This is a genomic window from Geobacillus uzenensis, from assembly GCF_002217665.1.
GTDB classification, from domain to species: domain Bacteria; phylum Bacillota; class Bacilli; order Bacillales; family Anoxybacillaceae; genus Geobacillus; species Geobacillus subterraneus.
On the sequence record NZ_NEWL01000001.1, the window covers coordinates 277010 to 300983 of the forward strand.

The window sequence follows — 23974 nt, forward strand, 5'->3', positions numbered from 1 at the left end:
GTGTCCCAAATCAGCAACGGGACACCTTTTTTTGATGGGGTGGACCGAAAAAATGACCACCGTGTCCTATGCTGGATGGACGTGATTTAGCGCAGCGCGCTCACTAGCCGCCGCAGCCCTTCCTCAAGCGTCGGGCGCGGACAGGCGACGTTCAGACGGATAAAGCCGTTTCCTTCCTGTCCGAATTTGCTGCCGAACTCAACAGCGATTTTCCCTTTTTCCAGAAGCTGTTTTTTGAGTTCGGCTTCAGAAAGACCGAGGCCGCGGGCATCGATCCAGACGAGATACGTCGCTTCCGGGCGGATGGGGCGGAGGGCTGGAAGCTCGGCCGCCAAATAGGAGACAGTGGCGTCGATGTTTTGCTGCAAATACGCAAGCAAGGCGTCAAGCCACGGCCCGCCATGGCGGTAAGCCGCCTCCGCTCCGACAACGGCAAACGGGCTGAGCGTGAAAAACCCTTGCCGCTGTTGGACGCGGCGGAACGCCCGGCGCCGCGGCTCGTCAGGGATGATCGCCTCGGCCGCCTGCAAGCCGGCGAGATTGAATGTTTTCGTCGGCGCCCGGAACGTGGCGCTTTGTCTTGCCAACTCCGGATGGAGCGAAGCGAACGGCACATGCCGATGCGGCGGGAACGTCAAATCGGCGTGAATTTCGTCGGAAAGGACGAAGACGCCGTGCTTCAGACACAGCTCCCCGAGCCGTTCGAGTTCTTCTGTTCTCCACGATTTGCCGCCCGGGTTATGCGGGTGGCAAAGAATGAGCAGCTTTGCTCCGGACAGGTTCCGCTCCAAGTCATCCCAGTCGATGACATAATTGTCTTCCGTCAAGCGAAGGGGGCTAAACACAAGCGCGCGGCCGTGGCGGCGGACGAGATCAAACAGCGGCCGGTAAACCGGGGAAAAGACAACGATGCGCTCTCCCGGCTCGGAAAACGCCTCAATGGCAGCGGCGACCGCCGGCACGACACCGTGGGCAAACGTGAGCCAACCCGGGTCGATGCTCCACCCGTGGCGGCGCTGAAGCCATTCGCACACCGCCTCGTTCAACGAATCAGGAATGACGGTGTAACCAAAAATCCCGTGTTCGATTCGCGCTTGCAGCGCGTCTTGCACCGCTTTAGGAGCCGGAAAATCCATATCGGCCACCCACATCGGCCATACATCTTCATACCCAAACACCCGCTTCGTATCATCCCATTTCACCGACTGCGTCCCTCGGCGGTCGATGACTTGGTCAAACGAAAACATCGCATGTTCTCCCTTCTTTTTTTTTGATCGATGGCTTATAATTGGTTATATCATACATCAAGAAAGAAGGTGGATGGCGGCGCATGAACGGACAACCGTTGAACCGGCTGCTTCTTGACACCATTCGCGCCTGGGATCCGTTCGGTTACGGAAACGACGCGTACGAGGTGGAGGCGATCGACGTGCTTCAGGCCGTATATGATACGGATGATGCCCGCGCGCTCGCTGCTCGCATTCTGTCCATATATGAATTCGCGTTTGACGCGGCAATTCCTTTTCGCGATTGCCTACAACTTGCCAGCCGGCTGCTCGAACTGAAACGAACGGCGTCTTGTTCGTTCCCGGCATGACGTTGATCAGACGGGCTGCCGGCTTAGCGAAACCGTTCAAGTGGAGGGATGTTCTGTGAAACTGAGCGATAAAGAGCTTGAAATTATCGAAATATTGGAAAAAGATGCGCGGACGCCGATCGATGTGCTGGCGAAAATGATCGAGTTGCCCGTCGAAGAAACAGAGGCGCTCGTCAAAAAGCTGGAGGAGGCAAACGTGATCGTCCAATATACGGCGCTTGTCGATTGGCGGAAGGCGGACGGCCATGAAGGGGTGACGGCGATGATCGATGTGAAAGTGACCCCGAAGCGCGGCGTCGGTTTTGATGAGGTGGCGGAGCGCATTTACCGTTTTCCTGAAGTGAAATCGGTGTATTTAATGTCCGGTGCTTATGATTTGTCGGTCGTCATTGAAGGGCGGTCGATGGCGGACGTCGCCCAGTTCGTTTCCGAAAAACTGTCAACGCTTGATTCCGTCATTTCGACGACCACCCATTTCATCTTGAAAAAATATAAACATGACGGCATCATCTTTGACCAAGGAGATCAAGATCGCCGCATCGTGGTGGCGCCATGAAGCCGCACACGAGAAAAACGTATGTGTCGGAAACGGTCGCGGGCTTGAAGCCGTCCGGCATCCGCCGGTTTTTCGACCTCGCCTCAAGCCTTGACGACGTCGTTTCCCTCGGCGTCGGCGAGCCGGACTTTGTCACATCTTGGAGCATCCGCGAGGCGAGCATTTTGTCGCTCGAGCAAGGCTATACGTCCTATACCGCGAACGCCGGGCTGTTCGAGCTGCGCCAAGAAATCGCCGCCTACTTGCGCCGCAAGTTTCATGTCGAATACCGTCCGGAAGCGGAAATTTTGGTAACAGTTGGGGCGAGCCAGGCGATTGATTTGGCGCTAAGGGCGATCGTCAATCCAGGTGATGAAGTGATCGTGGTGGAACCGGGCTTTGTCGCTTATGAACCGCTTGTGGTGCTTGCCGGCGGGACGCCGGTGGCTGTTCATGCGTCCGGCGCCGACGGGTTTCAGCTCGCGCCGGCGCGCATCGAACAAGCGATCACCGAGCGGACGAAGGCCGTAATCATTTGTTCGCCGAACAATCCGACCGGAACGGTGCTTCGCCCGTCCGAACTCGACGCGCTCGCCCGCCTGGCGGAGCGGCATGATTTCCTTGTCATTGCCGACGAAATTTACGCCGAGCTCACGTATGAAGGAGAGTATACAAGCATGGCCGCCGTTCCCGGCATGCGCGAACGGACGATTTTAATTTCCGGCTTCTCGAAAGGGTTTGCGATGACCGGCTGGCGGCTCGGCTTTGCGGCCGCGCCGCAAGACATTTTGCAGGCGATGCTGAAAATCCATCAATATGCGATGATGTGTGCGCCGACGATGGCGCAATACGGCGCCCTTGAAGCGCTCCGCAACGGGGAGCACGAGGTCGAACATATGCGCAACAGCTATCGGCGGCGGCGCAACTATTTTGTCGCCGCGCTGAATGAAATCGGGTTGCCTTGCCACCTGCCGGGCGGGGCGTTTTACGCGTTCCCGTCCATTCGCCATACCGGCTTGACGTCCGAACAGTTTGCCGAGCGGCTGCTTTTGGAAGAAAAAGTGGCCGTTGTTCCGGGCAATGTCTTTGGCGCCAGCGGGGAAGGCTATATCCGCTGCTCGTACGCTTCATCGCTCGAGCAGCTGCAGGAAGCCATTAAACGGATGAAGCGGTTTTTGGCGCGCCTGTAACCGATGATGTTCCGCCATGGGCGGGACATCTTTTTTTGGGTTTTCCCTTCCGGTTATGTTATAATACAAAAACATAGATAAAACTAACAATAGGAGTGTTTTGCTTGCCAACGATGAAACGAGGAGCGATTGTGAAAGGGAAGGTGACAGGCATCCAGCCATATGGCGCGTTCGTCCAACTTGAGGACGGCATGCAAGGGCTCATTCATATTTCGGAAATTTCCCACCAGTTTGTGAAAGATGTGCGCGATTATGTCCAGATCGGTGACGAAGTGACCGTCAAAGTGCTCGATGTCGACTATAAGGCAGGGCGGGCGAGCCTATCTTTAAAGGCGCTCGAGCCGGGCGGAGAGAGGGAAAAGCGCCAGGCGCGCATGAAAATGCCGCTTGAGTCCGGCTTTCGTCCGTTAAAAGAAAAGCTGCGCGAATGGATTGAGCAGTCGAAGAAAGAGGATTTACCGAAAAAATAAGACACCCACCGCCAAGCGGTGAGTGTCTCGCGTTATGTGCGCGTCGCTTTTGGCTCGGCGCGCTCAAGCTCTTCGGTCGGCTTGAACAGCAGCGCTAAGTTGACGAGGCCGGCGATGCCGACAAGGCTGTAAATAATGCGCGACCAGACCGAATCTTGGCCGCCGAAAATGGCGGCAACTAGATCAAATTGAAAAAATCCAATCAGTCCCCAGTTGATGGCACCAATGATCGTTAACAATAAGGCAATGCGCTGCCATGCTCCCATCATGTACGCCTCCTTTGGGAATTTTCTTTCATTCATTTGTAGGATGAGTCATAGCCGCAAAAAATATGCATAATTTGCCGCCGAAGCGTACGGCTTTACAACCGTAGCGGGCATCGCCATAATAGAAACAAAAGGAGGGGGATACATATGCAAAACTTTACGTTTCGCAATCCGACGAAACTCATTTTCGGGAGAGGGCAAATTGAACAGCTGAAAGAAGAAGTGCCGCAGTACGGCAAAAAGGTGCTGCTTGTCTATGGGGGCGGCAGCATTAAACGAAGCGGGCTGTATGATGAAGTGATCGGCCGATTGACGGACATTGGCGCCGAAGTCGTCGAACTGCCCGGCGTTGAGCCGAACCCGCGCCTTTCCACCGTCAGAAAAGGGGTGGACATTTGCAAGCGCGAAGGGATTGAGTTTTTGCTTGCCGTTGGCGGCGGCAGCGTGATCGACTGTACGAAAGCGATCGCAGCCGGCGCGAAATTTGATGGCGACCCGTGGGAGTTCATTACGAAAAAAGCGGCCGTCACCGACGCGCTGCCGTTTGGAACGGTTCTGACGCTGGCGGCAACCGGCTCGGAAATGAACGCCGGCTCGGTGATCACGAACTGGGAGACGAAAGAAAAATACGGCTGGGGCAGCCCGGTGACATTCCCGCAATTTTCGATTTTGGACCCGACATACACGATGACGGTGCCGAAAGATCATACCGTTTACGGCATCGTCGATATGATGTCGCACGTGTTTGAGCAATATTTCCATCATACGCCGAACACGCCGCTGCAAGACCGGATGTGCGAGGCGGTGTTAAAAACGGTCATCGAGGCGGCGCCGAAACTCGTCAATGATTTGGAGAACTATGAGCTGCGCGAAACGATCATGTACTCCGGCACGATCGCCTTAAACGGCTTTTTGCAAATGGGCGTGCGCGGCGATTGGGCGACGCACAACATCGAGCACGCCGTCTCCGCCGTGTACGATATCCCGCATGCCGGGGGATTGGCCATTTTGTTTCCGAACTGGATGAAGCATGTGCTTGATGAAAACGTCAGCCGTTTCGCCCAGCTGGCGGTGCGCGTCTTTGACGTCGACCCGACGGGCAAAGCGGAACGCGACGTGGCGCTGGAGGGCATCGAGCGGCTGCGCGCGTTTTGGTCGAGCCTCGGGGCGCCGTCGCGATTGGCCGATTATGGCATCGGCGAGGAACATCTCGAGCTGATGGCGGATAAAGCGATGGCGTTCGGTGAGTTCGGCCATTTCAAAACGCTCAACCGTGACGATGTGCTTTCCATTTTGCGCGCGTCCTTATAAGAAGCCTTCAAAGCCGGCCGGCGGATGTGACTGCCAGGCCGGCTTTTTCGAGTGCGCCCGGCATGGGTGCAGTCTATAGGGTGAAAGTCCCGAACTGCGAAGGCAGAAGTAGCAGTTAGCTTAACGCAAGGGTGTCTGCGGCGACGCAGAATCTGAAGGAAGCGGGCGGCAAACTTCCCCAAGGGCTGAAGAGTCTTTATCAACGATATGAATCTCTGCGTCAGACTTAATGGAACCGCCGTATACCGAACGGTACGTACGGTGGTGTGAGAGGACGAGGGTTAGTCACCCTCTCCTACTCGATTGGCAACCCCATGCCTGTGCCCAACGATGGCAGCTCCGCCTCGGTGAAGACCGCCGCGCCGCCCTTGGACGAAGCGGCGCTCTCCTGCCCGTTGGCCGCCGGAGAAAGCCGCTATGGCCCGGCGAAAATTGTCGGAATTGAATCCGCTTTCGCCTAACGGCATCGCTTGATTTCCCTTGTCCGTTCGGCTAAAGTGAAAGAAGGCAATGATTCTTGAAGGGGAGGCGGAATGGAATGACCCATATTCGTTTCGATTATTCCAAAGCGCTCGCCTTTTTTGGCGAACATGAGCTTACATACTTGCGCGATGCGGTGAAAGTCGCGCATCATTCGCTCCATGAAAAAACCGGCACCGGCAGCGACTTTTTAGGGTGGCTCGACTGGCCGGTCGACTATGACAAAGACGAATTCGCCCGCATCAAGCAGGCGGCGAAAACCATTCAATCCGACTCCGATGTCCTTCTTGTCATCGGCATCGGCGGTTCGTACCTCGGGGCGCGCGCGGCGATTGAGATGCTGCACCATTCGTTTTACAACGCTTTGCCGAAAGAGAAGCGGAACACGCCGCAAATCATTTTTGTCGGCAACAACATCAGCTCGACGTATATGAAAGATGTCATCGATTTTCTCGAAGGAAAAGATTTTTCGATCAACGTCATTTCCAAATCGGGGACGACGACTGAGCCGGCGATCGCCTTCCGTATTTTCCGCAAGCTGCTTGAGAACAAATACGGCAAAGCAGAAGCGCGCCGCCGCATTTACGCGACGACCGACAGCCAGCGCGGCGCCTTGCGGACGCTCGCTGAGGAGGAAGGGTACGAAACGTTCGTCATTCCGGACGACATCGGCGGCCGCTATTCGGTGCTGACAGCGGTCGGGCTGCTGCCGATTGCCGCCAGCGGCGCGGACATCGACGCGATGATGGAAGGGGCGGCCAAGGCGCGCGAAGACTTCAGCCGCTCGGAGCTTGACGAAAACGCCGCTTACCAATACGCGGCTATCCGCAACATTTTGTACAACAAAGGGAAAACGATCGAACTGCTCGTCAACTACGAACCGGCGTTGCACTATTTCGCCGAATGGTGGAAGCAGCTGTTCGGCGAAAGCGAAGGGAAAGACCAAAAAGGCATTTATCCGGCTTCCGCCGACTTCTCGACCGACTTGCATTCGCTCGGCCAATACATTCAAGAAGGGCGCCGCGACTTGTTTGAAACGGTGTTGAAACTTGAAGAGCCGCGCCATGAACTGGTCATCGAAGCAGAGGAAAACGACCTTGACGGCCTGAACTATTTAGCCGGCCAAACGGTCGACTTCGTCAACACGAAAGCGTTCGAAGGGACGCTTCTCGCCCATACGGACGGCGGCGTGCCGAATTTGGTCGTCACGTTGCCGAAGCTCGATGAATATACGTTCGGCTACCTCGTTTACTTCTTTGAAAAAGCGTGCGCCATGAGCGGCTATTTGCTCGGGGTCAACCCGTTTGACCAGCCGGGCGTGGAGGCGTACAAGAAAAACATGTTCGCCCTTTTAGGCAAACCGGGCTACGAAGCGCTGAAAGAGGAGCTAGAGAAACGGTTGAAATAACAAAAGGATGGTCAAGCGCTTTTTCACGACATGTCCGGCCGATGTTGGACGCATTTTCCAGAGTGAATCGAAAAACGTCTCTTCTCCCTTAGTCGGGGGAAGAGGCGTTTTTTTGTCTTTGTGCTCCGTTCGCTTGTTGTCCATGCCTCCGGCGTTCGGTTAAGGCGGATGATCGAAGCGGTGAAGGCTGCATTCCTTCTATGGCGCCAAGGATCGCCAAAGGGTTCTCCGTGACGTTGTGTTCCTTCTCGGCGGTTGGGCAAATAATTGCCGCCAAACGGGAAACGATAAAAGGGAAGGAGGGGTTGTGCATGATTGAAATTCCATCACGGTTGGAAGGAAAGCAGTTTTCGTTGCATCAGCTGGAGCAAACACTCAAGCCGCTCGGGTATGCGATCGGCGGCGGCTGGGATTATGATCACGGCTATTTTGACTATAAAATCGCGGATCATTTAGGCTACCAATTTTTGCGCGTGCCGTTTCAAGCGGTCGACGGGCAGCTCGATTCGCATGGCACAACGGTCGAGCTCGGGCGTCCGTTTTTGCTTGCACATAAATATCAGCGCGGCATTGATGATTTCGCCGATGTCGGCAATGCGGGAGCGGCGTTCAACCAGTTTGCCGAACCGCAAGACCCGGACGCGACCGTTCCAGAGCCATATATTTCCGTCGGCAAGGCGCTCGTTCAAGAGCTGGAGCGCCGCCTGCTCGATTAAGGAACAAACACGAACAGGCGATCGTTTTTTTCGATCGGGCGCTGCGGCAAAACGGCAAGGTTCCCATTATCTCCGCGGATGACGCCAAGTAGCGTGATATTTTGCTCGAGCAGCAGCAGCTGGACAGCGGCGAACGGCTGGCCGATTTGTCGTTCGTCCGGGGCGAGAAGGCGCAGCGTTTGTTCCCCAAACCGGCCGAGCATCCTCTCGATCGCGCCGGCGATTCCCGGCGAGCGAAGGCTGGCCGCCATCGCGGTGCCCGCCAATAAGTTCGTTTGGATCACCTCATCCGCCCCGGCGCGAAAGGCGTTTTGGACGTTGCGGCCGGTCAAAATTTCCACGATGGCGTACACCGACGGGTTAAGGCTTTTGGCAGCAAGCAGCGTGACAATCGTATCTTTATCGGCTTCCTCTTCCGCTTTATGCGGGTCGGCGGTAATGAGCACAAACCGGGCGTGGCCGATATTGGCCATCTCGAGCACTGCGTCATCGTGTGCCGCCCCTTTAATAAAATGAACCGGAACGTTCGGCAACGGGTGGGACGGCACGGTCGCATCAATGAGCACAAAGCGGAGCGACGGGTCGCGCTGCGCCAGGCGGAGCAACACCTCGCGCGCCCGCTCATTCCAGCCGACAATGATAGCGTGGCCTCGCTCTGCATACGGAAGCTGTCCGCTCGTGAGCGCCGTTTCCCGGGCAGCGGCTGCCGCCGATATCGAAGCGAAATAAGCAGTGATAATTCCGGTGCCAAGGGCAATGAGCACGATGGCGGCGAGCTTTCCCCCGACCGTTTTCGGAACGATATCGCCATAGCCGATCGTCGCCGCCGTGACAATCGCCCACCAAATGCCATCAAAGACCGTGCGGAACGTCTCTGGTTCAATCAGGCGCATGAGGGCGCCAAACAATACGATCATGGCGCTGGCCGCGGCAAACAAACGGAGAACGACCGGCATCCGCCAATAGGAGGCAAGCACATCTTTCGTTTTCATCCATCCATCCCTCTTTTCACTGATTCCCTCTTTAGTGTGGACGGTTTTTGCATAAACATTCCTGTTCCTTGCCATACTAGGAAACGGAACATCACGGAAAGGAGACAATGACTGATGGACATGAACCGTGTGAAACAAATCGTTTCATCCCCTGCAGATATCCCGGTGTATTACAACGGGGTATCGGTTTGGATTGACGGGTATGACGAAGAAAAACAAATGGCGACCGTCCATTTGCGCGACGGCCGGCTCAATGAGCGCCGGGACGTGCCGGTGGCGGAACTGGAGGAAAAGTGAAAGAGCGGCTCGACGGCGGAAGGCAACAGCGCCCCTCGGCCTTCGATGTTCTGAAAGTGTCCTGACTTGTAACAGGGCACTTTTTTATCATTTTCAATCGAGAAGCCCCTGCTTCTGGGCGTGAGCGGGTGAATCAGTCTTTGCCGCCGGTCTCCTTTGCCTTTCTTTGCAAATAGTATTGTCCGCGATGCGGTATTGTTTAAGAGCGGACTGTTGACATCTGACTATTTGGTCATTAACATATAGTTTGTGACTATGAAGTCAGTAAAGAGTAAAGGGGAGAAGCGCGTGAGGAAAGTCATTCAGTTTTCGCTCAATAATCAGCTCGCCGTTTGGATTTTGACGATCATTGTTACTGTGGCCGGGTTGTATTCGGGAATGAACATGAAGCTTGAAACGATCCCGAACATTAACGTTCCGTTCATCTCCGTCTCGACGGTCTATCCGGGGGCGACGCCGGAAGAAGTGGCCAAGAAGGTGACGGAGCCGATTGAACAGCGGGTGGAACATTTGGACGGCGTCGCGGTTGTCCGTTCCTCTTCCTTTCAACATGCATCGTTTGTGCAAATTGAATATGAGTTCGACAAGGACATGGAAAAAGCACAAAACGAAGTGAAGGAGGCGCTCAGTCATCTGAAGCTGCCTGATGGGGCGCAGGAGCCAGACGTTTCGCGCATTAGCTTTTCCGCTTTTCCGGTCATCTCCGTAAGCATCACCCATCCAAATGTATCGTTGGCCGAGCTGACGGAAACGGTTGAGCGTCATGTCGTTCCGGAGCTAGAGGGCATCGACGGCGTCGATTCGGTGGAAGTCGCCGGCCAGCAAACGCAAGAAGTGACCATTCGGTTCGATGAACAGAAGTTGCGGCAGTACGGGCTGACTGAACAATCGGTCATCAACGTCATTCAAGCTTCCGCCGTTTCGCTTCCGCTCGGGCTGTACACGTTTGGCGATGCGGAAAAATCGGTCGTCATTGACGGGCGCATCGTCACGGTCGATGATTTAAAAGCGCTCCGCATCCCGATCGCCCCTGCTACGGGAGCAGAACAGTCAGCGATGACAGGCGGCGGAGGAATGGGGGCAGCCGGTCACATGCAAGGAATGACGGCAGGTCAAGGAGCAACGTCCCAAACGCAAGGTGCCGCTTCCGGCCGGCAAGGGCAGATGACGGGAGGAGCGGGAAACGGCGCGTTCGGCCAAGCGGGCGGATCTGTGGCCATTCCTTCTGTTCCGCTGCGCGAGCTTGCTGAGGTGGAAGTCGTCGCCAAAGCGGAATCGATTTCGCGGACGAACGGTGAACCGTCAATCGGCGTGCAAATCGTGAAAGCGCAAGATGCCAATACAGTCACCGTCGTTAACGCCGTCAAGGAAAAAATTAAAGATCTTGAGAAGCGCTATGACGGGTTGCGCATCATCACCGTGTTTGACCAAGGGAAGCCGATTGAAGATTCGGTGAACACGATGGTGGACAAAGCGGTGTTTGGCGCGCTGTTTGCAGTCGCTGTCATTTTCCTGTTTTTGCGTAACGTCCGCACGACGTTGATTTCCATCGTGTCGATTCCGCTGTCGTTGCTGATGGCGATTTTGCTGCTGCATGAGATGGATATTACGCTCAATCTCATGACGCTTGGCGCCATGACGGTGGCGATCGGCCGTGTCATCGACGATTCGATCGTTGTGGTGGAAAACATTTACCGACGCATGACATTGCCGGATGAACCGCTCACGGGAAAAGAGCTGATCGTCTCGGCGACGAAAGAAATGTTTATCCCGATCGCGTCGTCGACGATTGTAACGGTGGCCGTCTTTTTGCCGCTCGGATTGGTCAAAGGGATGGTCGGTGAATTGTTTTTGCCGTTTGCGCTGACGATCGTGTTTGCGCTGCTCGCCTCGCTGATTGTCGCTGTCACTGTTGTTCCGGCGCTGGCTCACTGGCTGTTTGGCAACGGCGTGGCCGCGAAACGCGCCCGGGCCAAGGAACGAAAAAGCATCCTGGCGTCTTGGTATAAAACGGTGCTCCGTTGGTCGTTGGATCATAAACTCATTGTGAGCGGCGCAGCGGTGTTATTGCTTGTCGCAAGTTTGTTCCTCGTCCCGTATGTCGGGGTCAGCTTCTTGCCGTCCGATGAGCAAAAAATGATCGTTGCCACGTACAGTCCTGCACCGGGACAAACGGTGGATCAAGTGGAACGCATCGCGAAAGAAGTGGAGGCGTTTTTCAAGAAGCGCGAAGGGGTAAAGAACATTCAACTGTCTGTCGGCGGGGACAACCCGATGAACCCGGGTCAGGACAATGCCGCGCTGTTTTATGTCGAGTATGACCCCGATGTGGAAAATTTTGCCGAAGAGAAGGAAAAAGTGATGAAGGCGCTTGGTGAGCGCGGAGACAAAGGGGAATGGCAAAGCCAGGACGTTTCCGGCACCGGGGCATCCAATGTGATTGAGCTTAACGTGTATGGAGATCGAATGGAAGAGATCGAGCCGATTGTGGAGAACGTAGCGGACATTTTGCGCGATCATGATGAGCTGACGAATGTGAAAACAAGCATGTCCGCCCGGTTTGAAGAATATGCGCTTGTCGCCGACCAGAAAAAATTAAGTGAATTCGGACTGACTGCTGCGCAAATCGCCGCAGCGTTGTCCGAGAATGGCGAGCGCCAAGCGATTGCGACGGTCAAGCAAGATGGGGAAGACCTCAACGTCTACATTGCGGCTGAAAAAGAGCAATACGATGATATTCGTGATTTGATGAAGAAAACGATTGTGTCGCCGCTTGGTATCCAAGTGCCGATTGAAGATGTGGCCGAGTTGAAAAAAGGGCATACGTACAGCGAAATTCAACGCTATGACGGCCGGGTATACGCGAGCGTGTCGGCGGAAGTGAAAACGAAAGACGTCGCCGCTGTGTCGGCGGACGTGCAAAAGGCCATCGACAAGCTGCGCGTTCCATCCAATGTCGATATCCACATGGGAGGAGTCACCGAAGATATCGAAGAGGCGTTCACCCAGCTCGGGCTCGCGATGCTCGCCGCCGTAGCGATCGTCTATTTTGTGCTTGTCGTCACGTTTGGCGGCGGGTTGGCGCCGTTTGCGATTTTGTTCTCGCTGCCGTTTACCGTCATTGGTGCGCTCCTGGCTCTGTTTATTGCTGACGAAACCATCAGCATTTCAGCGCTGATCGGTATGTTGATGTTGATTGGCATCGTGGTCACGAACGCCATCGTTTTGATTGACCGCGTCATTCATAAAGAACGCGACGGACTGTCGACGCGCGAAGCGCTTTTGGAAGCGGCCGGGACGCGCTTGCGCCCGATCTTAATGACAGCCATTGCGACTGTCGGCGCGTTGCTCCCGCTCGCGTTTGGAATGGAAGGCGGGGCGTTGATTTCCAAAGGACTCGGCGTGACCGTCATCGGTGGATTGACAAGTTCTACCCTTTTAACGCTCATCATCGTCCCGATCGTTTATGAGACATTGATGAAATGGAAGAAAAAAGGAGCTTCAAGAAGCGAGTGACAGGCGCTCGCGTCTTGATGCCGCAGAGGGTGGCGATGCTCGCCGCAAGGAAAAAGGTGAAAATCAAAATCGTCAAGTTGATCAAAAAAGAAGAAGTCGCGAACGCGGCCCTCACTTCTGGTAAAATAGGAGTGTAAATCGTTTGGGGAAACGGGCCGAGAAACGCGGCGAGCGAAACAAGATATACAACGAGCTGGCGTTTCATGTTTTTCCCCTTTCTTTCCCTGTGCATCGTTATGATTATACTCCCGCTGTTTCCGCTTTTGGAAACGAAATGCTTATGGAAAAAAGGTGGAGATGCAGGATGGAACGATGGTTGATTCGTGATGCAACGGCGGCGGATTTGCCGCACATTGTCCGCATTTATAACGAAACGATCCCAAGCCGGATGGTGACGGCGGATTTGGAGCCGGTGTCGGTGGAAAGCCGGGAAGCGTGGTTTGAAGCGCATGATCCTCACCATCGGCCGCTCTGGGTGGTGGAAGATGGCGGCGAGATTTGCGCCTGGCTCAGTTTCCAATCGTTTTACGGCCGGCCGGCGTACCGCCATACGGCCGAGGTGAGCATTTATATTGCCGAATCGCACCGCGGCCAAGGGTTGGGAACGAAGCTGCTCAAGCAAGCGGTCGACAAGGCGCCGGCGCTTGGGATGAAGACGCTGCTCGGCTTTATTTTTGCCCATAATGAGCCAAGCTTGCGGCTTTTTTCCCGCTTCGGGTTTGAACGATGGGGCTATTTTCCGCGCATTGCTGAGCTTGATGGCATCGAACGCGATTTAGTCATCGTCGGCAAGCGGCTCGTATAAAATGGTGATGGATCGGGCAGTGATAATCATGACGATGTAAGGAAAGAGGGAATGACATGAACGTGATGCCTATTCGGCTGTTTACCATCCAAGATGGGGAAGGATTTGTCGCTGATGCGTTTCAATGCCCGGTGACCGGCAACTTGATTTACAAATCGTCCGGCACACCGTCGGTCATTGCATACACCGAATTGACCGATGAGCAAATCATGCGCCTCGAAAAATACGGCTTCCGTCGGCTCGGGGCGGAACCGGGGCGAATAGCTGGCGGGGACGCCGGCATTGAAGAGTTGCTTCCGAAGCAATGACCAGAAACAACGGGCATGGAAAAGCAGCGTTTGCGGAAATCGTTGAGGAAGCTGCTTTCAAGGCGTGACGGAACGAGCGGCTAAGGGAACCTTGCTTTCCATCAAAAAAGACCTGTCCGATGGGGACAGGCCTTTTTTATTCGCGATCATCATTTCAACTGACGGATGAGCCAATACACCGCTGCCGCCGCCGCCGCGCCGAGCAGCGTGTAAAGAATCGGATGCCCGGATCGTTCGGAAGCGGATGCTTCTTGCTCACGGCTAGGCGCACGATCGGTTTGGTTCATCTCCTCTTCAGCTTGTGGATCGGTGTTCGGCGTTCCCTCCCGCTTCGTGTCCGATGTTGATTCTCGCTTCGTTTCCGAACTAGCCCTTTCATTTCCTGCAACGGAGCGCCCGCCGTACATGCCGACGCCATTCCGCTTTGCTTCCTCGTACGCCTCGCGGACGCGCGATTCATATTTATAATTGCCATAGTCATAAACGTCCTCGACTAGCCCGGCTTTAGCGAGCTCTTCTTGCAACAGGCGGTGGTCGACCCATACCCAGGCGAGCAGCCGCTGGTATTTGTCAAACAATGTATTTCCATCTGTTTCAAGCACAATGTTCCCTTGTTGCAGGCGGGAGCACGTAAACTGGCTCGCTTCTTTTCCGTACGGCTCGACTTCGATCGTGCTTTCCGGCGTGTCAATGAACAAAAAGCGCGTCGTATACACGTGGCCGTTCACACGGAATTTGGCCGTGTCCCCGTCCACGCACTCCACCAATGCCGCTTCGTATGTCCGGCCCAGACGCAGCGAAGCATCGTCCTCGTTTCCCCCAAGCGCATGGCCGTCTAAGTCAATCCGCTCCGGAGTGAGGTTCCGCTTGCATCGTTCATTGCCGTTGTATGTTTGAATGAGCTTGATTAGCTCTTCTTTCGTTTTTGCCTGCTTCGCCAATGCGGTCGGTTTGTGCAGCAAGTACGTGCAGTCGCTGTTGCGGAAATGCCCGCCCAATTCATCCAATGTGCCCGGGTGGGCGAAAACAGAAGCGGGAAATAGAATCATCAAGCAAAAAAACAGAATCGCCGTTTGTTTCAACGCTCTCCCTCCGTTCGAAAAAGGTGTTGCTGTTTCGGCAAAGAGGCGATGAAAGCAACGAAACGCCCCCATTTGCTCTGTTAACATATATGCAACTGTTTTTGGTGTGTTTTTGCCGTATGGTTTCATAATGGATGCGATTCACTCTCTCAACGAAAATGATGGAACATGCCGATTTGTTCTTTTATACGGATATTCAGCCAGTTTGTGCGTATTTTTGGCGTTTTTCAGCGTGAAATCGGGCCAAAATTGCTGTTGTCGCGCCATTAAGTAATTTGATGGCATTTGAAATAAAGTTTATCAAAGAAATGGAACGATCATAAAGAAATTTGGCTGCAAACAAGTTGTTCATTTATTGTTTCAAGGGGGAGAGGGACGATGACCAAATTGCTGTTAGATGACGAGCCGCTAATCATTTTGCCACAGCTCGCCGTGGCGATCGGGTTGAACGAAAGCATTATCGTCCAACAGCTGCATTATTGGTTGGAGAAAAGTGAAAACATTCGCGACGGCTACAAATGGGTGTACAACACGTATGCCGACTGGCAGGAGCAGTTCCCGTTTTGGTCGGAAAGCACGATTCGCCGCATCATCACCAAGCTCGAAAAGCTCGGGATCATCGTTTCGGCGAATTTTAACCGCTCCAAAGTCGATAAAACGAAATGGTATCGGATCGATTACAACCAACTGGCCGAATGGACGCAAAAAACGCCATTCAGGCAAAAGGAACAGCCACCAGGGGCGAATGGCGGCCCAGCGGGGGACAGCGGTTCCACCGTTCTTGATCGCCTTGCAACCGCTTCCTATTCATCGGTTCAACGTGAGCGACCCGCAGCTGAAGTGGCCGATTTGCCTATTTTACCTGGACGATCCGTCGATGAATGGGCCCGTCCATCTGTCCAAGCTGAGCGGTCGATGGATGAAATCAACGGCCCATCTGGCCAAAACAGGCGGCTGACGGACGAAATCGCCCGATCATCTGTTCAAATTGAGCCGTCCAGCTCGTCAAATGGGTCCATCGGGGTGCTCAATGTGAACAGACCGATACCAGAGAATACGACAGAGATCACATCAGAAAGGAAAAGAGAAGAGAAAGAAGACGGCGAGCGCGTGCGCGCCTACAAGGAGATTGTTCGTTTCTGTGAGCAAAACGGGTTTGGGGCGATCGGAGGGTATCTGCGGGAAAAAATCAATGTGTGGGTAGATGACACGTCCGAGGAACTCGTCTTAGAAGCGTTAAAAATTGCGGTGGAAAACGGGGCGAAACGATGGGTGTACGTCGAAACGATCTTGCGCGACTGGGCGGAAAAAGGGTATCGCACTATCGACGAAGTGCGGGCGGCACGGCTTGCGTTTCGGAAGCAGCGAGTGAACCAACGGTCTCCCTCGCCTTTAACTGAGAGCAGCAGAACGATGCGGAAGCCGATCCGTACAGAGATCGTGCCGGATTGGCTGAACATGGACTACAGTCAGCCGGAAGACGATGACTTTGACATCGAACAAGCGCGCCGGGAGCTCGAGGAGCGCTTAAAAAAATATAAAGCACCATCCTGAGCGACGATCTCTATGGAATGAAGGGAGCGGCGGGCGTCTCTTGCATGTGACTTTGCCGCCCGCCGTTCGTTGGGAGATTACGGCCGCTGATTCGTCGACGAAGCGTTTCGGTGTGAGACCTTTCCCGGTCAAACCAAAAACCCCTTGCCACGCAAGGGGTTGGTGAATGGAGCATACCGGGCTCGAACCGGTGACCTTCGCGCTGCCAGCACGACGCTCTCCCAACTGAGCTAATGCCCCAAAAGAATATGGATGATTTGTCCATGCTCTATTATATCTAGATCGATGGGCGTTTGCAATCTTTTTTTATCAGCCGCTTTCAATATCAACATGAATGATCGCGTCAATGGAGTGGATGGCGTAATAAATGTCGGCGGTCGAGCGCCGTTGGTCGACGACAGCCCTTAGTTTCAATAAGTGCTGGTTTTCTTCCACATCTTTGATGCGTATCGTTTTTATATTGATGTGCTGCTGTTTTAAATGATCGATCACTTTCGTAATGTTTTTTCCGTCGGCGACCGTAATTTGCAGCAGGACTTCTTTTTCGCGCAGCTGCTTCGGCCCGAAAAAGTTAATTAAAAATGGAATGAGTTCGACGCTAACGATTAGAAGCGCGACACCAAACGCCGATTCCCAATAAAAGCCTGCTCCGACCGCCACCCCGATGCCTGCCGCCCCCCAGATGATCGCAGCGGTCGTCAGTCCGGTGATGCTGTCGTTGCCACGACGCAAAATCACGCCCGCTCCTAAAAAACCGACCCCGGATACGATTTGGGCGGCGAGGCGGAGCGGATCCATGGTAATATGGTCTTTCGACGGAAAGACGTACGCTGATTCAATGGAGACAATTGTCAATAAGCAACTGGAAATTGAGATGACCAGGCACGTTTTCAAACCAACCGGTTTTCGCTTCAATTCCCGTTCCAGCCCGATGATCATCCCGAGGACGGCTGAAATCCCTAATTTGAGGAACGGATCAAACATCATTTTTCTCACCTCGTTCGTGATATAATAGTAAGAAAATAGTTGGCAAGGAGATGGAAAGATGAAACCGCCAAGCCAAATAAGGGCATATTCCGCCTTATTGATCGGCGCACTGGCCGTGTCGACGTCCGCCATTTTCGTCAAATGGTCGCAGGCGCCATCAGCCGTGATCGCTTTTTATCGGCTTTTTTTCGCCGTTGTCATCATGACGCCGTTTTTTCTCCGCCATATTCATGAACTAACGCACATCTCCCGGCGCGACTGGCTGTTTTCCGTTTGTTCCGGCGTGCTGCTTGCGTTTCATTTTATTCTTTGGTTTGAATCACTCGACTATACATCAGTCACAAGCTCGGTCGTGCTTGTGACATTGCAGCCGCTGTTTGCTTTTGCTGGGGGGGCGCTCTTTTTCCGCGAACGGCTGACGATCGGGGCGATCGGGAGCGCTCTTTTGGCCATTGCTGGAAGCATCCTCATCAGCTGGGGTGATTTTCGCGTCAGCGGAGAGGCGCTGTACGGCGACGTGCTGGCGTTATTGGCGTGCGCGATGGTGACCGCGTATTGGCTGTTCGGTCAGGAATTGCGCCAACGGTTATCGCTTATGACGTATACCTATATCGTCTATGGCATCAGCGCTGTGACGTTGTACGTGTATACCGCACTATCCCGTTTTTCGCTGACAGCGTACCAACTGACCGACTGGCTTTGTTTTCTCGCTTTAGCCATCATCCCGACGCTGTTCGGCCATTCGGTGATGAACTGGGCAGTCAAATGGGTGAGCGCCTCAACGGTGTCGATGGCCATTTTATTGGAACCCATCGGCGCTTCGGCCTTGGCGTATTGGCTGTTTGACGAACAGATCCGCCTGTTTCAATGGGTTGGCGGTATTTTTATTTTAACAGGAATCGGTCTGTATTTGTGGGAGAAAAACGAAAAAGGGCCGCTAACGATACAAGAAAGTAGCGGACCCTAACGTCCCGGCGATGAACGATGGGCGGAGCGGCAAGCGGAATTCGTTCAACGGGCGGGCGAATTGGGACAAATACGTGAAGTTGACTTGCGTAATATGGGGGAGAAGATAGGCGGATTTCGTCGCCCCCCGTTTACGCTTCCGATTAAGGGCGGCAATGATGCCGTCTTCTGTTTGAATGCCGATGCCATGCCCGTAAAACAAGCCGTCGCCTAAGTAAATCGTATTTTCCCCCTGCCATTGCGGCGTCGACGGGTCGAATTCCGGGTTTTTAAAATAGAGGCAGTCCCCGGGGAGGAAATGTTCTCCCTTTTTTGTATGGATGCCAAGATCTCGGTCGGTATGCCAGTCGTACAAAAGCAAATTGGCGAACAGGCGGTTGAACGCTGCGACGTCAATCGTGTCGAGCACCGCTTTATAAAAGACGATGACAATGGCCGTCGCACACTCAAAGGCGTACAGTTCGCTATTAATGAAAATGTCGTTAATGGCTTCCGAAGCAGGGACGCCCGGCCGCAGCCGAAAACCGCCTCGCTCGTCCCGCTCCCAAAACTGGCCGTTGCAGCGCGAAAAACGAAAAATGGCAAACCGCGCCCGGCTCTTCGCTAAGTCGACCGCAGCTTGGACGGTGTGGGCGCGCAACGCAATTTCAAATCGCAGTTGTCGTTCATTTGGATATGTGTACAGCACAGGCGAAGAAACAAGAGCGTTTAGGATCGCCTGCTCGTTTTTCGAAAGGGAAGACGAGTAAGACGGGCTCAAACCGGACGGTGAAGCTAAAATGCGGATCAAAGTCTAGATGCCTCCTTGAAAAGAAATGGCCATGGGCAGCAACATATTATATTGAAATGTATGCGCCCGTCGGTAGGCGTATTCATTCATTTTGAGCAAAAATGATCAGTTACGGTGTAAGAAAGATCAGGTACTGTCCTTCATGGTTTTTGGTAACAACAATGGGGCATACACAACCCCGCTTCATGTTTCAGTTATAGAAAGTAGGAAGGAGCCTATCTCTGAACGTTTTTTTATCATACGGGGAAGAAGTAGGGCTGTCGATTTTGCTTTCTTGTGTAATGACGATTGATGGTGGGATCAAGAAAAGGGTTTGCAACGAATATGTTATGTGGAGGATTACAGAGGTTGCCAAGGAGAAGGATTACGTACTAAGATAATGGGAAGTGGGGACTTTTGGGAAGAGTACAGGTTAAAAAAAACAAAAAAAAATTAAAAAAAGGTATTGCGTTTTGGAGATTAGGGTGGTATATTAAATAGCGTCGCTGCTGAACGAGGTGTTCGGCGGTGATGAGTGAGAAAAAAGTGGTTGACATCAAAAAGATGTTATGCTACTATAAAGAAGCTGCTCGCAAGAGACAACTTCGTTGAACGGTTTCTTGCAAGAGAAAACAACTTGCGTGTGAGTGATTCGATAAAACAGAATCCCTCAACGCCAGATGATATCGACTAATCTCGTTCCTTGAAAACTGAACGAAACGAAGCGCAACGAAAAGCTGAGGCCGCCCGCCTATCGGCGAAACGCGCTAGAGGGCCTGCGAGGAGGCTATCGCCGCCGCAGCAGGACCGAAGCGTCGCGAGGAAGGCCGCGAACGGCCGACCATTAACAAATCGCGCTTTCGTTTCGTTCAGTTTTGAAGGAATGAGAATTCCTTCAAAAGCGCCTGTGCCTGCGTCTGCTAGCAGGTTCAGGGAAGCAAGATTCCTCGGCACAAAGCCGCAAGGAAGTTTGTTCAAAGAAGTCGCTTTGCGTCTACAAGTGAATTCAGAGAAGCTGGATTCCTCGACGCAAGACTGCAGAGAAGTGAATTCAATGAAGTAGTCTCGTTCCTTGAAAACTAGATAACCGGAAAGCGATCGGCTCTCGAAGCCAAATGTTCTTCACCCGCAGGGGTGCTTGCACCCCGAGGGGGAAGGTTATTTGGCAGAAGAGAGCCAGGCGCTGGAGCTAGACAATACGAAAAGGGAAGGCCGCGAACGACCGACCATTAACAAATCAGTTTGTTCAAAGAAGTCGCTTTGCGTCTACAAGTGAATTCAGAGAAGCTGGATTCCTCGACGCAAGACTGCAGAGAAGTGAATTCAATGAAGTAGTCTCGTTCCTTGAAAACTAGATAACCGGAAACGCAAAGGAAGAAGCCGAGACGCTGTAGGTTAAGCTAGAAAGGGTGCACGGTGGATGCCTTGGCACTAGGAGCCGATGAAGGACGGGGCAAACGCCGAAACGCTCCGGGGAGCTGTAAGCAAGCGTTGATCCGGAGATGTCCGAATGGGGGAACCCCCTGTCCGTAATGGGAAGATTTCCCATCGCATTAGGCGAGTAAGATCCCTCGAAGATGACGAGGTCGATAGGTCCGAGGTGGAAGCGTGGCGACACGTGGAGCTGACGGATACTAATCGATCGAGGGCTTAACCTAGAAAAGCGGAGGCCGCCTGCCTATCGGCGAAACGCGCTGGAGGGCCTGCGAGGAGGCTCGAACCAAGCAAAGCTTGGTTCTGCGTGGGTGGTGTCACAGGAGCGTATGCAATGTGTCGCCGCCGCAGCAGGACCGAAGCGTCGGGAGCCGATGGCGGCCGGAGCTAGACAAAAAGCGGAAGCGCCGCGGCTTCTTCCCCCACACGGTTATCTAGTTTTGAAGGAATGAAAAAAACCTTGACAGATCAGCATTAATCAGTATAATAATAAATGTCTAAAGGAAAGATAATTGAGATGTGATTATTCCGCAGTAGCTCAGTGGTAGAGCAATCGGCTGTTAACCGATTGGTCGCAGGTTCGAATCCTGCCTGCGGAGCCACCTTGGAGAGCTGTCCGAGTGGTCGAAGGAGCACGATTGGAAATCGTGTAGGCGTGAATAGCGCCTCAAGGGTTCGAATCCCTTGCTCTCCGCCACTTATCAAAAACATGGCCCGTTGGTCAAGTGGTTAAGACACCGCCCTTTCACGGCGGTAACACGGGTTCGAATCCCGTACGGGTCACTTCTTCGTGGAGGATTAGCTCAGCTGGGAGAGCACTTGCCTTACAAGCAAGGGGTCGGCGGTTCGATCCCGTCATCCTCCACCACTCTAAATCGTCGCGGGGTGGAGCAACGAGCATTTGCTTCATCGAATACGCTGCGAGTTGCCTCGACGCACCGAGCATCTTTGAATCAGCTGGTAGAGGAAGAGGCAACAAACATTTAAACCGATACTCAGTGCATGATCGAAACAAATCCGTTTTCTATCGTCGCGGGGTGGAGCAACGAGCATTTGCTTCATCGAATACGCTGCGAGTTGCCTCGACGCATCGAGCATCTTTGAATCAGCTGGCAGAGGAAGAGGCAACAAACATTTAAACCGATACTCAGTGCATGATCGAAACAAATCCGTTTTCTATCGTCGCGGGGTGGAGCAGTCCGGTAGCTCGTCGGGCTCATAACCCGAAGGTCGCAGGTTCAAATCCTGCCCCCGCAACCAAATGGTCCCGTAGTGTAGTGGTTAACATGCCTGCCTGTCACGCAGGAGATCGCGGGTTCGAGTCCCGTCGGGACCGCCATTGTTCCAAAATTGCGAAAAATACAGTATGGCTCGACAGCTCAGTCGGTAGAGACGAGCATCAACATCATCGAGTTTGTTGCGAGTTGCCTCGACGCATCAAGCATCTTTGAATCAGCTGGTAGAGGAAGAGGCACAGAGCAATCAACGAGCGAGTTAAAAAATAACATATGGCTCGGTAGCTCAGTCGGTAGAGCAAAGGACTGAAAATCCTTGTGTCGGCGGTTCGATTCCGTCCCGAGCCACCACTAAACAACTACAATAAGTTTGCATGCCGACTTAGCTCAATTGGTAGAGCAACTGAATCGTAATCAGTAGGTTGCGGGTTCAAGTCCTGCAGTCGGCACCATTCCGTGGAGGGGTAGCGAAGTGGCTAAACGCGGCGGACTGTAAATCCGCTCCCTTTGGGTTCGGCGGTTCGAATCCGTCCCCCTCCACCATCATGAAGGGGCATAGTTTAATGGTAGAACAGAGGTCTCCAAAACCTCCGGTGTGGGTTCGATTCCTACTGCCCCTGCCATTCAAATGATTATTATGGCGGCTATGGCGAAGTGGTTAACGCACCAGATTGTGGCTCTGGCATGCGTGGGTTCGATTCCCACTAGTCGCCCTTGTTTTTTAGCGTTGGGGTATAGCCAAGCGGTAAGGCAACGGACTTTGACTCCGTGATGCGTTGGTTCGAATCCAGCTACCCCAGCCAATCATGCGGAAGTAGTTCAGTGGTAGAACACCACCTTGCCAAGGTGGGGGTCGCGGGTTCGAGTCCCGTCTTCCGCTCTCGATCAAGGCGGCATAGCCAAGTGGTAAGGCAGAGGTCTGCAAAACCTTTACCCCCGGTTCGAATCCGGGTGCCGCCTCCATCTAATGAATACAATTTTATTGACAAATAAAAGTTGAGAAGATATAATAGTTAATGTCGCGCCGATGTGGCGGAATTGGCAGACGCGCACGACTCAAAATCGTGTGGGGTAGCCCCCCGTGTGGGTTCGACTCCCACCATCGGCATCCTTGGAATTCGATAGCCCACGGCCAAAAGTCGTGGAAGCCTTGATACGACCGCATTTGCGGTCGTTTTTCATTTTCAGGAAATCCCGAAAAAAACGATAGAATCCGAAAAAATTTTGCACGAATTTTGCACGGCTATTTTGCATGATATAGATCATCCATGATTTGATCGAGGAGCATATTTTCCGCTTGTTCCAGCTCGTCCAAAATGTGCGAGTAGGTCTGCAATGTGATCCCTATATCCTTATGGCCAAGACGCTTTGAGATATATTTGATGTTCGCTTTCCGGTATAACAGCATCGAAGCGTGCGTATGTCTCAAGTTTTCTCGTTCCTCAATCCGGTTTTCATGGCCACCTCATTCTGTGCTTTCCGCAGTTCTTTCAATATTTTGCAGGTGTCTTCATCGATCTTTATGGTTCGCTTCGATGAATAGGTTTTCGTATCGGCGAAATCATTCGTAAATTTATAGTCCCAAGTCTTATTGATCGTCACCATTCTGTTTTTGAAATCAATGCAGTCCCATGTGAGCCCTAATATTTCCGAAAAACGTGCGCCAGTTGCCAGGGCGAAGAGGATAATATACCGTGAAATATATTTCGGGCGCATATCTTTTTTGATTTCGGCAATCAATTGTTTCGCTTCTTGATAGTTTAGATATTTTAGTTCCTCGTCTTTCCCTTTTTTCTTCCCTTTCACCACCACTTTATAGGTAGGATCGCGAATGATCACTCCTTCTTCGATGGCAGCTTTAATGCATTCTTTGATGTAAGTATGACGTTTTTTGACGGTTTCAGTCGTTCTCGTTTCCGCTATTTCATTACTGTAGATGAGCAAATTTGCTAACATAAATTTACAAACTAAACAAAAAAGGAGACATGAACCCGATTCCTTGGTTAGAATAGATGTGCTACCAACTACCCACAAGGAGGTTCATGTCTCATGAATA

20 protein-coding genes, 16 tRNA genes, 1 pseudogene and 2 other annotated features are annotated in these 23974 nt (G+C 53.1%); of the genes and pseudogenes, 28 read left to right on the forward strand and 9 right to left on the reverse strand.

Features of this window, described 5'->3' with window-relative positions; translation table 11 throughout:
• Positions 1–86: 86 nt before the first annotated feature.
• Positions 87–1247, reverse strand: coding sequence for a MalY/PatB family protein (locus B9L21_RS01330; protein WP_063164885.1), 1161 nt, complete (start codon positions 1245–1247; stop codon positions 87–89).
• A gap of 83 nt (positions 1248–1330) precedes the next feature.
• Here B9L21_RS01330 and B9L21_RS01335 point away from each other — a divergent pair, with 83 nt between their 5' ends.
• The 4 genes from B9L21_RS01335 (at position 1331) to yugI (ending at position 3792) form a co-directional block, all read left to right on the forward strand.
• The gene (locus tag B9L21_RS01335; RefSeq protein ID WP_063164886.1) at positions 1331–1597 is read left to right on the forward strand and encodes a DUF1871 family protein; all 267 of its coding nucleotides are present in this window, start codon (positions 1331–1333) and stop codon (positions 1595–1597) included.
• A 55-nt stretch (positions 1598–1652) separates the two neighbouring features.
• Positions 1653–2153, forward strand: coding sequence for an Lrp/AsnC family transcriptional regulator (locus tag B9L21_RS01340; RefSeq protein WP_063164887.1), 501 nt, complete (start codon positions 1653–1655; stop codon positions 2151–2153).
• Positions 2150–3322 (forward strand): aminotransferase, encoded by a 1173-nt coding sequence (locus tag B9L21_RS01345; protein ID WP_063164888.1) that lies wholly within the window; start codon positions 2150–2152, stop codon positions 3320–3322. Before B9L21_RS01340 ends, B9L21_RS01345 begins: the two co-directional genes overlap by 4 nt.
• 104 nt (positions 3323–3426) lie before the next feature.
• Positions 3427–3792, forward strand: coding sequence for a S1 domain-containing post-transcriptional regulator GSP13 (gene yugI, locus B9L21_RS01350; protein ID WP_063164889.1), 366 nt, complete (start codon positions 3427–3429; stop codon positions 3790–3792).
• Positions 3793–3824: 32 nt separating this feature from the next.
• Here the strand turns inward: yugI and B9L21_RS01355 are convergent, their stop codons facing one another.
• Positions 3825–4058 carry a DUF378 domain-containing protein gene (locus B9L21_RS01355; RefSeq protein WP_063164890.1) on the reverse strand — a complete coding sequence of 78 codons (234 nt, stop codon included), beginning with the start codon at positions 4056–4058 and terminating at the stop codon, positions 3825–3827.
• A gap of 147 nt (positions 4059–4205) precedes the next feature.
• On the opposite strand from B9L21_RS01355, the gene B9L21_RS01360 reads away from it, so the two are divergent.
• On the forward strand, positions 4206–5369 hold the full coding sequence (locus tag B9L21_RS01360) for an iron-containing alcohol dehydrogenase (RefSeq protein ID WP_063164891.1): 1164 nt from the start codon (positions 4206–4208) through the stop codon (positions 5367–5369).
• A gap of 281 nt (positions 5370–5650) precedes the next feature.
• Here the strand turns inward: B9L21_RS01360 and B9L21_RS17200 are convergent, their stop codons facing one another.
• A complete protein-coding gene (locus B9L21_RS17200; protein ID WP_143424830.1) occupies positions 5651–5836 on the reverse strand; it encodes a hypothetical protein in 186 nt (61 codons plus the stop codon).
• Positions 5837–5907: 71 nt separating this feature from the next.
• On the opposite strand from B9L21_RS17200, the gene B9L21_RS01365 reads away from it, so the two are divergent.
• Positions 5908–7257 (forward strand): glucose-6-phosphate isomerase, encoded by a 1350-nt coding sequence (locus tag B9L21_RS01365; RefSeq protein ID WP_063164893.1) that lies wholly within the window; start codon positions 5908–5910, stop codon positions 7255–7257.
• Positions 7258–7568: 311 nt separating this feature from the next.
• The gene (locus B9L21_RS01370; RefSeq protein ID WP_063164894.1) at positions 7569–7973 is read left to right on the forward strand and encodes a YugN-like family protein; all 405 of its coding nucleotides are present in this window, start codon (positions 7569–7571) and stop codon (positions 7971–7973) included.
• Here the strand turns inward: B9L21_RS01370 and B9L21_RS01375 are convergent.
• Positions 7970–8965, reverse strand: coding sequence for a potassium channel family protein (locus B9L21_RS01375; protein WP_063164895.1), 996 nt, complete (start codon positions 8963–8965; stop codon positions 7970–7972). The genes B9L21_RS01370 and B9L21_RS01375 overlap by 4 nt on opposite strands.
• 114 nt (positions 8966–9079) lie before the next feature.
• On the opposite strand from B9L21_RS01375, the gene B9L21_RS01380 reads away from it, so the two are divergent.
• From B9L21_RS01380 to B9L21_RS01400, 4 genes are all read left to right on the forward strand, one after another.
• Positions 9080–9262 (forward strand): H-type small acid-soluble spore protein, encoded by a 183-nt coding sequence (locus B9L21_RS01380; protein ID WP_063164896.1) that lies wholly within the window; start codon positions 9080–9082, stop codon positions 9260–9262.
• Positions 9263–9550: 288 nt separating this feature from the next.
• Complete coding sequence (locus B9L21_RS01385; protein WP_063164897.1) at positions 9551–12778, forward strand: efflux RND transporter permease subunit; 3228 nt, start codon at positions 9551–9553, stop codon at positions 12776–12778.
• Between the two features lie 304 nt (positions 12779–13082).
• Positions 13083–13583 carry a GNAT family N-acetyltransferase gene (locus tag B9L21_RS01395; protein ID WP_082816513.1) on the forward strand — a complete coding sequence of 167 codons (501 nt, stop codon included), beginning with the start codon at positions 13083–13085 and terminating at the stop codon, positions 13581–13583.
• Positions 13584–13639: 56 nt separating this feature from the next.
• Entirely contained in the window at positions 13640–13891 is a 252-nt protein-coding gene (locus tag B9L21_RS01400; protein ID WP_063164898.1) for a hypothetical protein, read from the forward strand.
• Positions 13892–14040: 149 nt separating this feature from the next.
• On the opposite strand, the gene B9L21_RS01405 is transcribed toward B9L21_RS01400, so the two are convergent.
• Positions 14041–14973 (reverse strand): thermonuclease family protein, encoded by a 933-nt coding sequence (locus tag B9L21_RS01405; protein WP_063164899.1) that lies wholly within the window; start codon positions 14971–14973, stop codon positions 14041–14043.
• A gap of 378 nt (positions 14974–15351) precedes the next feature.
• Between B9L21_RS01405 and B9L21_RS01410 the strand changes: the two genes are divergently transcribed.
• Positions 15352–16527: a DnaD domain-containing protein gene (locus tag B9L21_RS01410; protein WP_063164900.1), complete on the forward strand. Its 1176-nt coding sequence runs from the start codon at positions 15352–15354 to the stop codon at positions 16525–16527.
• A 167-nt stretch (positions 16528–16694) separates the two neighbouring features.
• Here B9L21_RS01410 and B9L21_RS01415 read toward each other — a convergent pair.
• Both B9L21_RS01415 and B9L21_RS01420 read right to left on the reverse strand, forming a co-directional pair.
• Positions 16695–16767 (reverse strand) — tRNA-Ala (locus B9L21_RS01415).
• Positions 16768–16836: 69 nt separating this feature from the next.
• Positions 16837–17514, reverse strand: a complete 678-nt coding sequence (locus B9L21_RS01420) for an MgtC/SapB family protein (protein ID WP_063164901.1) — start codon at positions 17512–17514, stop codon at positions 16837–16839.
• Positions 17515–17572: 58 nt separating this feature from the next.
• Between B9L21_RS01420 and B9L21_RS01425 the strand changes: the two genes are divergently transcribed.
• Positions 17573–18481 carry a DMT family transporter gene (locus B9L21_RS01425; RefSeq protein ID WP_063164902.1) on the forward strand — a complete coding sequence of 303 codons (909 nt, stop codon included), beginning with the start codon at positions 17573–17575 and terminating at the stop codon, positions 18479–18481.
• Here the strand turns inward: B9L21_RS01425 and B9L21_RS01430 are convergent.
• Positions 18452–19270, reverse strand: a complete 819-nt coding sequence (locus B9L21_RS01430; protein ID WP_063164903.1) for a protein-glutamine gamma-glutamyltransferase — start codon at positions 19268–19270, stop codon at positions 18452–18454. The genes B9L21_RS01425 and B9L21_RS01430 overlap by 30 nt on opposite strands.
• A 1418-nt stretch (positions 19271–20688) precedes the next feature.
• Positions 20689–20789, forward strand: a sequence feature (23S ribosomal RNA rRNA prediction is too short).
• A gap of 6 nt (positions 20790–20795) precedes the next feature.
• Positions 20796–20895 (forward strand) — a sequence feature (23S ribosomal RNA rRNA prediction is too short).
• A 315-nt stretch (positions 20896–21210) separates the two neighbouring features.
• Here B9L21_RS01430 and B9L21_RS01435 point away from each other — a divergent pair.
• The 15 genes from B9L21_RS01435 to B9L21_RS01505 all read left to right on the forward strand — a co-directional run bounded on the left by B9L21_RS01435 (position 21211) and on the right by B9L21_RS01505 (position 23026).
• Positions 21211–21285 (forward strand) — tRNA-Asn (locus tag B9L21_RS01435).
• A gap of 4 nt (positions 21286–21289) precedes the next feature.
• Positions 21290–21380: transfer RNA gene (locus tag B9L21_RS01440), tRNA-Ser, on the forward strand.
• Between the two features lie 14 nt (positions 21381–21394).
• Positions 21395–21466, forward strand: a tRNA-Glu gene (locus B9L21_RS01445).
• A 9-nt stretch (positions 21467–21475) separates the two neighbouring features.
• Positions 21476–21551, forward strand: a tRNA-Val gene (locus B9L21_RS01450).
• 315 nt (positions 21552–21866) lie between these two features.
• A tRNA-Met gene (locus tag B9L21_RS01455) sits at positions 21867–21943 on the forward strand.
• Positions 21944–21946: 3 nt separating this feature from the next.
• Positions 21947–22022: transfer RNA gene (locus tag B9L21_RS01460), tRNA-Asp, on the forward strand.
• Between the two features lie 171 nt (positions 22023–22193).
• A tRNA-Phe gene (locus B9L21_RS01465) sits at positions 22194–22269 on the forward strand.
• Positions 22270–22294: 25 nt separating this feature from the next.
• Positions 22295–22370 (forward strand) — tRNA-Thr (locus tag B9L21_RS01470).
• A gap of 6 nt (positions 22371–22376) precedes the next feature.
• A tRNA-Tyr gene (locus B9L21_RS01475) sits at positions 22377–22461 on the forward strand.
• Between the two features lie 6 nt (positions 22462–22467).
• Positions 22468–22541: transfer RNA gene (locus B9L21_RS01480), tRNA-Trp, on the forward strand.
• Between the two features lie 17 nt (positions 22542–22558).
• Positions 22559–22631 (forward strand) — tRNA-His (locus tag B9L21_RS01485).
• A 15-nt stretch (positions 22632–22646) separates the two neighbouring features.
• Positions 22647–22721: transfer RNA gene (locus tag B9L21_RS01490), tRNA-Gln, on the forward strand.
• Positions 22722–22726: 5 nt separating this feature from the next.
• A tRNA-Gly gene (locus tag B9L21_RS01495) sits at positions 22727–22798 on the forward strand.
• 9 nt (positions 22799–22807) lie between these two features.
• Positions 22808–22881 (forward strand) — tRNA-Cys (locus B9L21_RS01500).
• A 60-nt stretch (positions 22882–22941) separates the two neighbouring features.
• Positions 22942–23026, forward strand: a tRNA-Leu gene (locus B9L21_RS01505).
• Positions 23027–23161: 135 nt separating this feature from the next.
• Here the strand turns inward: B9L21_RS01505 and B9L21_RS17840 are convergent.
• Positions 23162–23853: pseudogene (locus B9L21_RS17840) on the reverse strand (site-specific integrase); the annotation flags it as partial.
• Positions 23854–23974 lie beyond the last annotated feature (121 nt).

What these genes read in the sequence shown, in the direction of transcription:
- B9L21_RS01330 (WP_063164885.1), bottom strand. Translation starts at nt 1,247, where the DNA reads ATGTTTTCGTTTGACCAAGTCATCGACCGCCGAGGGACGCAGTCGGTG.
- B9L21_RS01335 (WP_063164886.1), top strand. Translation starts at nt 1,331, where the DNA reads ATGAACGGACAACCGTTGAACCGGCTGCTTCTTGACACCATTCGCGCC.
- B9L21_RS01345 (WP_063164888.1), top strand. Translation starts at nt 2,150, where the DNA reads ATGAAGCCGCACACGAGAAAAACGTATGTGTCGGAAACGGTCGCGGGC.
- B9L21_RS01355 (WP_063164890.1), bottom strand. Translation starts at nt 4,058, where the DNA reads ATGGGAGCATGGCAGCGCATTGCCTTATTGTTAACGATCATTGGTGCC.
- B9L21_RS01360 (WP_063164891.1), top strand. Translation starts at nt 4,206, where the DNA reads ATGCAAAACTTTACGTTTCGCAATCCGACGAAACTCATTTTCGGGAGA.
- B9L21_RS17200 (WP_143424830.1), bottom strand. Translation starts at nt 5,836, where the DNA reads ATGCCGTTAGGCGAAAGCGGATTCAATTCCGACAATTTTCGCCGGGCC.
- B9L21_RS01365 (WP_063164893.1), top strand. Translation starts at nt 5,908, where the DNA reads ATGACCCATATTCGTTTCGATTATTCCAAAGCGCTCGCCTTTTTTGGC.
- B9L21_RS01370 (WP_063164894.1), top strand. Translation starts at nt 7,569, where the DNA reads ATGATTGAAATTCCATCACGGTTGGAAGGAAAGCAGTTTTCGTTGCAT.
- B9L21_RS01375 (WP_063164895.1), bottom strand. Translation starts at nt 8,965, where the DNA reads ATGAAAACGAAAGATGTGCTTGCCTCCTATTGGCGGATGCCGGTCGTT.
- B9L21_RS01380 (WP_063164896.1), top strand. Translation starts at nt 9,080, where the DNA reads ATGGACATGAACCGTGTGAAACAAATCGTTTCATCCCCTGCAGATATC.
- B9L21_RS01395 (WP_082816513.1), top strand. Translation starts at nt 13,083, where the DNA reads ATGGAACGATGGTTGATTCGTGATGCAACGGCGGCGGATTTGCCGCAC.
- B9L21_RS01400 (WP_063164898.1), top strand. Translation starts at nt 13,640, where the DNA reads ATGAACGTGATGCCTATTCGGCTGTTTACCATCCAAGATGGGGAAGGA.
- B9L21_RS01410 (WP_063164900.1), top strand. Translation starts at nt 15,352, where the DNA reads ATGACCAAATTGCTGTTAGATGACGAGCCGCTAATCATTTTGCCACAG.
- B9L21_RS01420 (WP_063164901.1), bottom strand. Translation starts at nt 17,514, where the DNA reads ATGATGTTTGATCCGTTCCTCAAATTAGGGATTTCAGCCGTCCTCGGG.
- B9L21_RS01425 (WP_063164902.1), top strand. Translation starts at nt 17,573, where the DNA reads ATGAAACCGCCAAGCCAAATAAGGGCATATTCCGCCTTATTGATCGGC.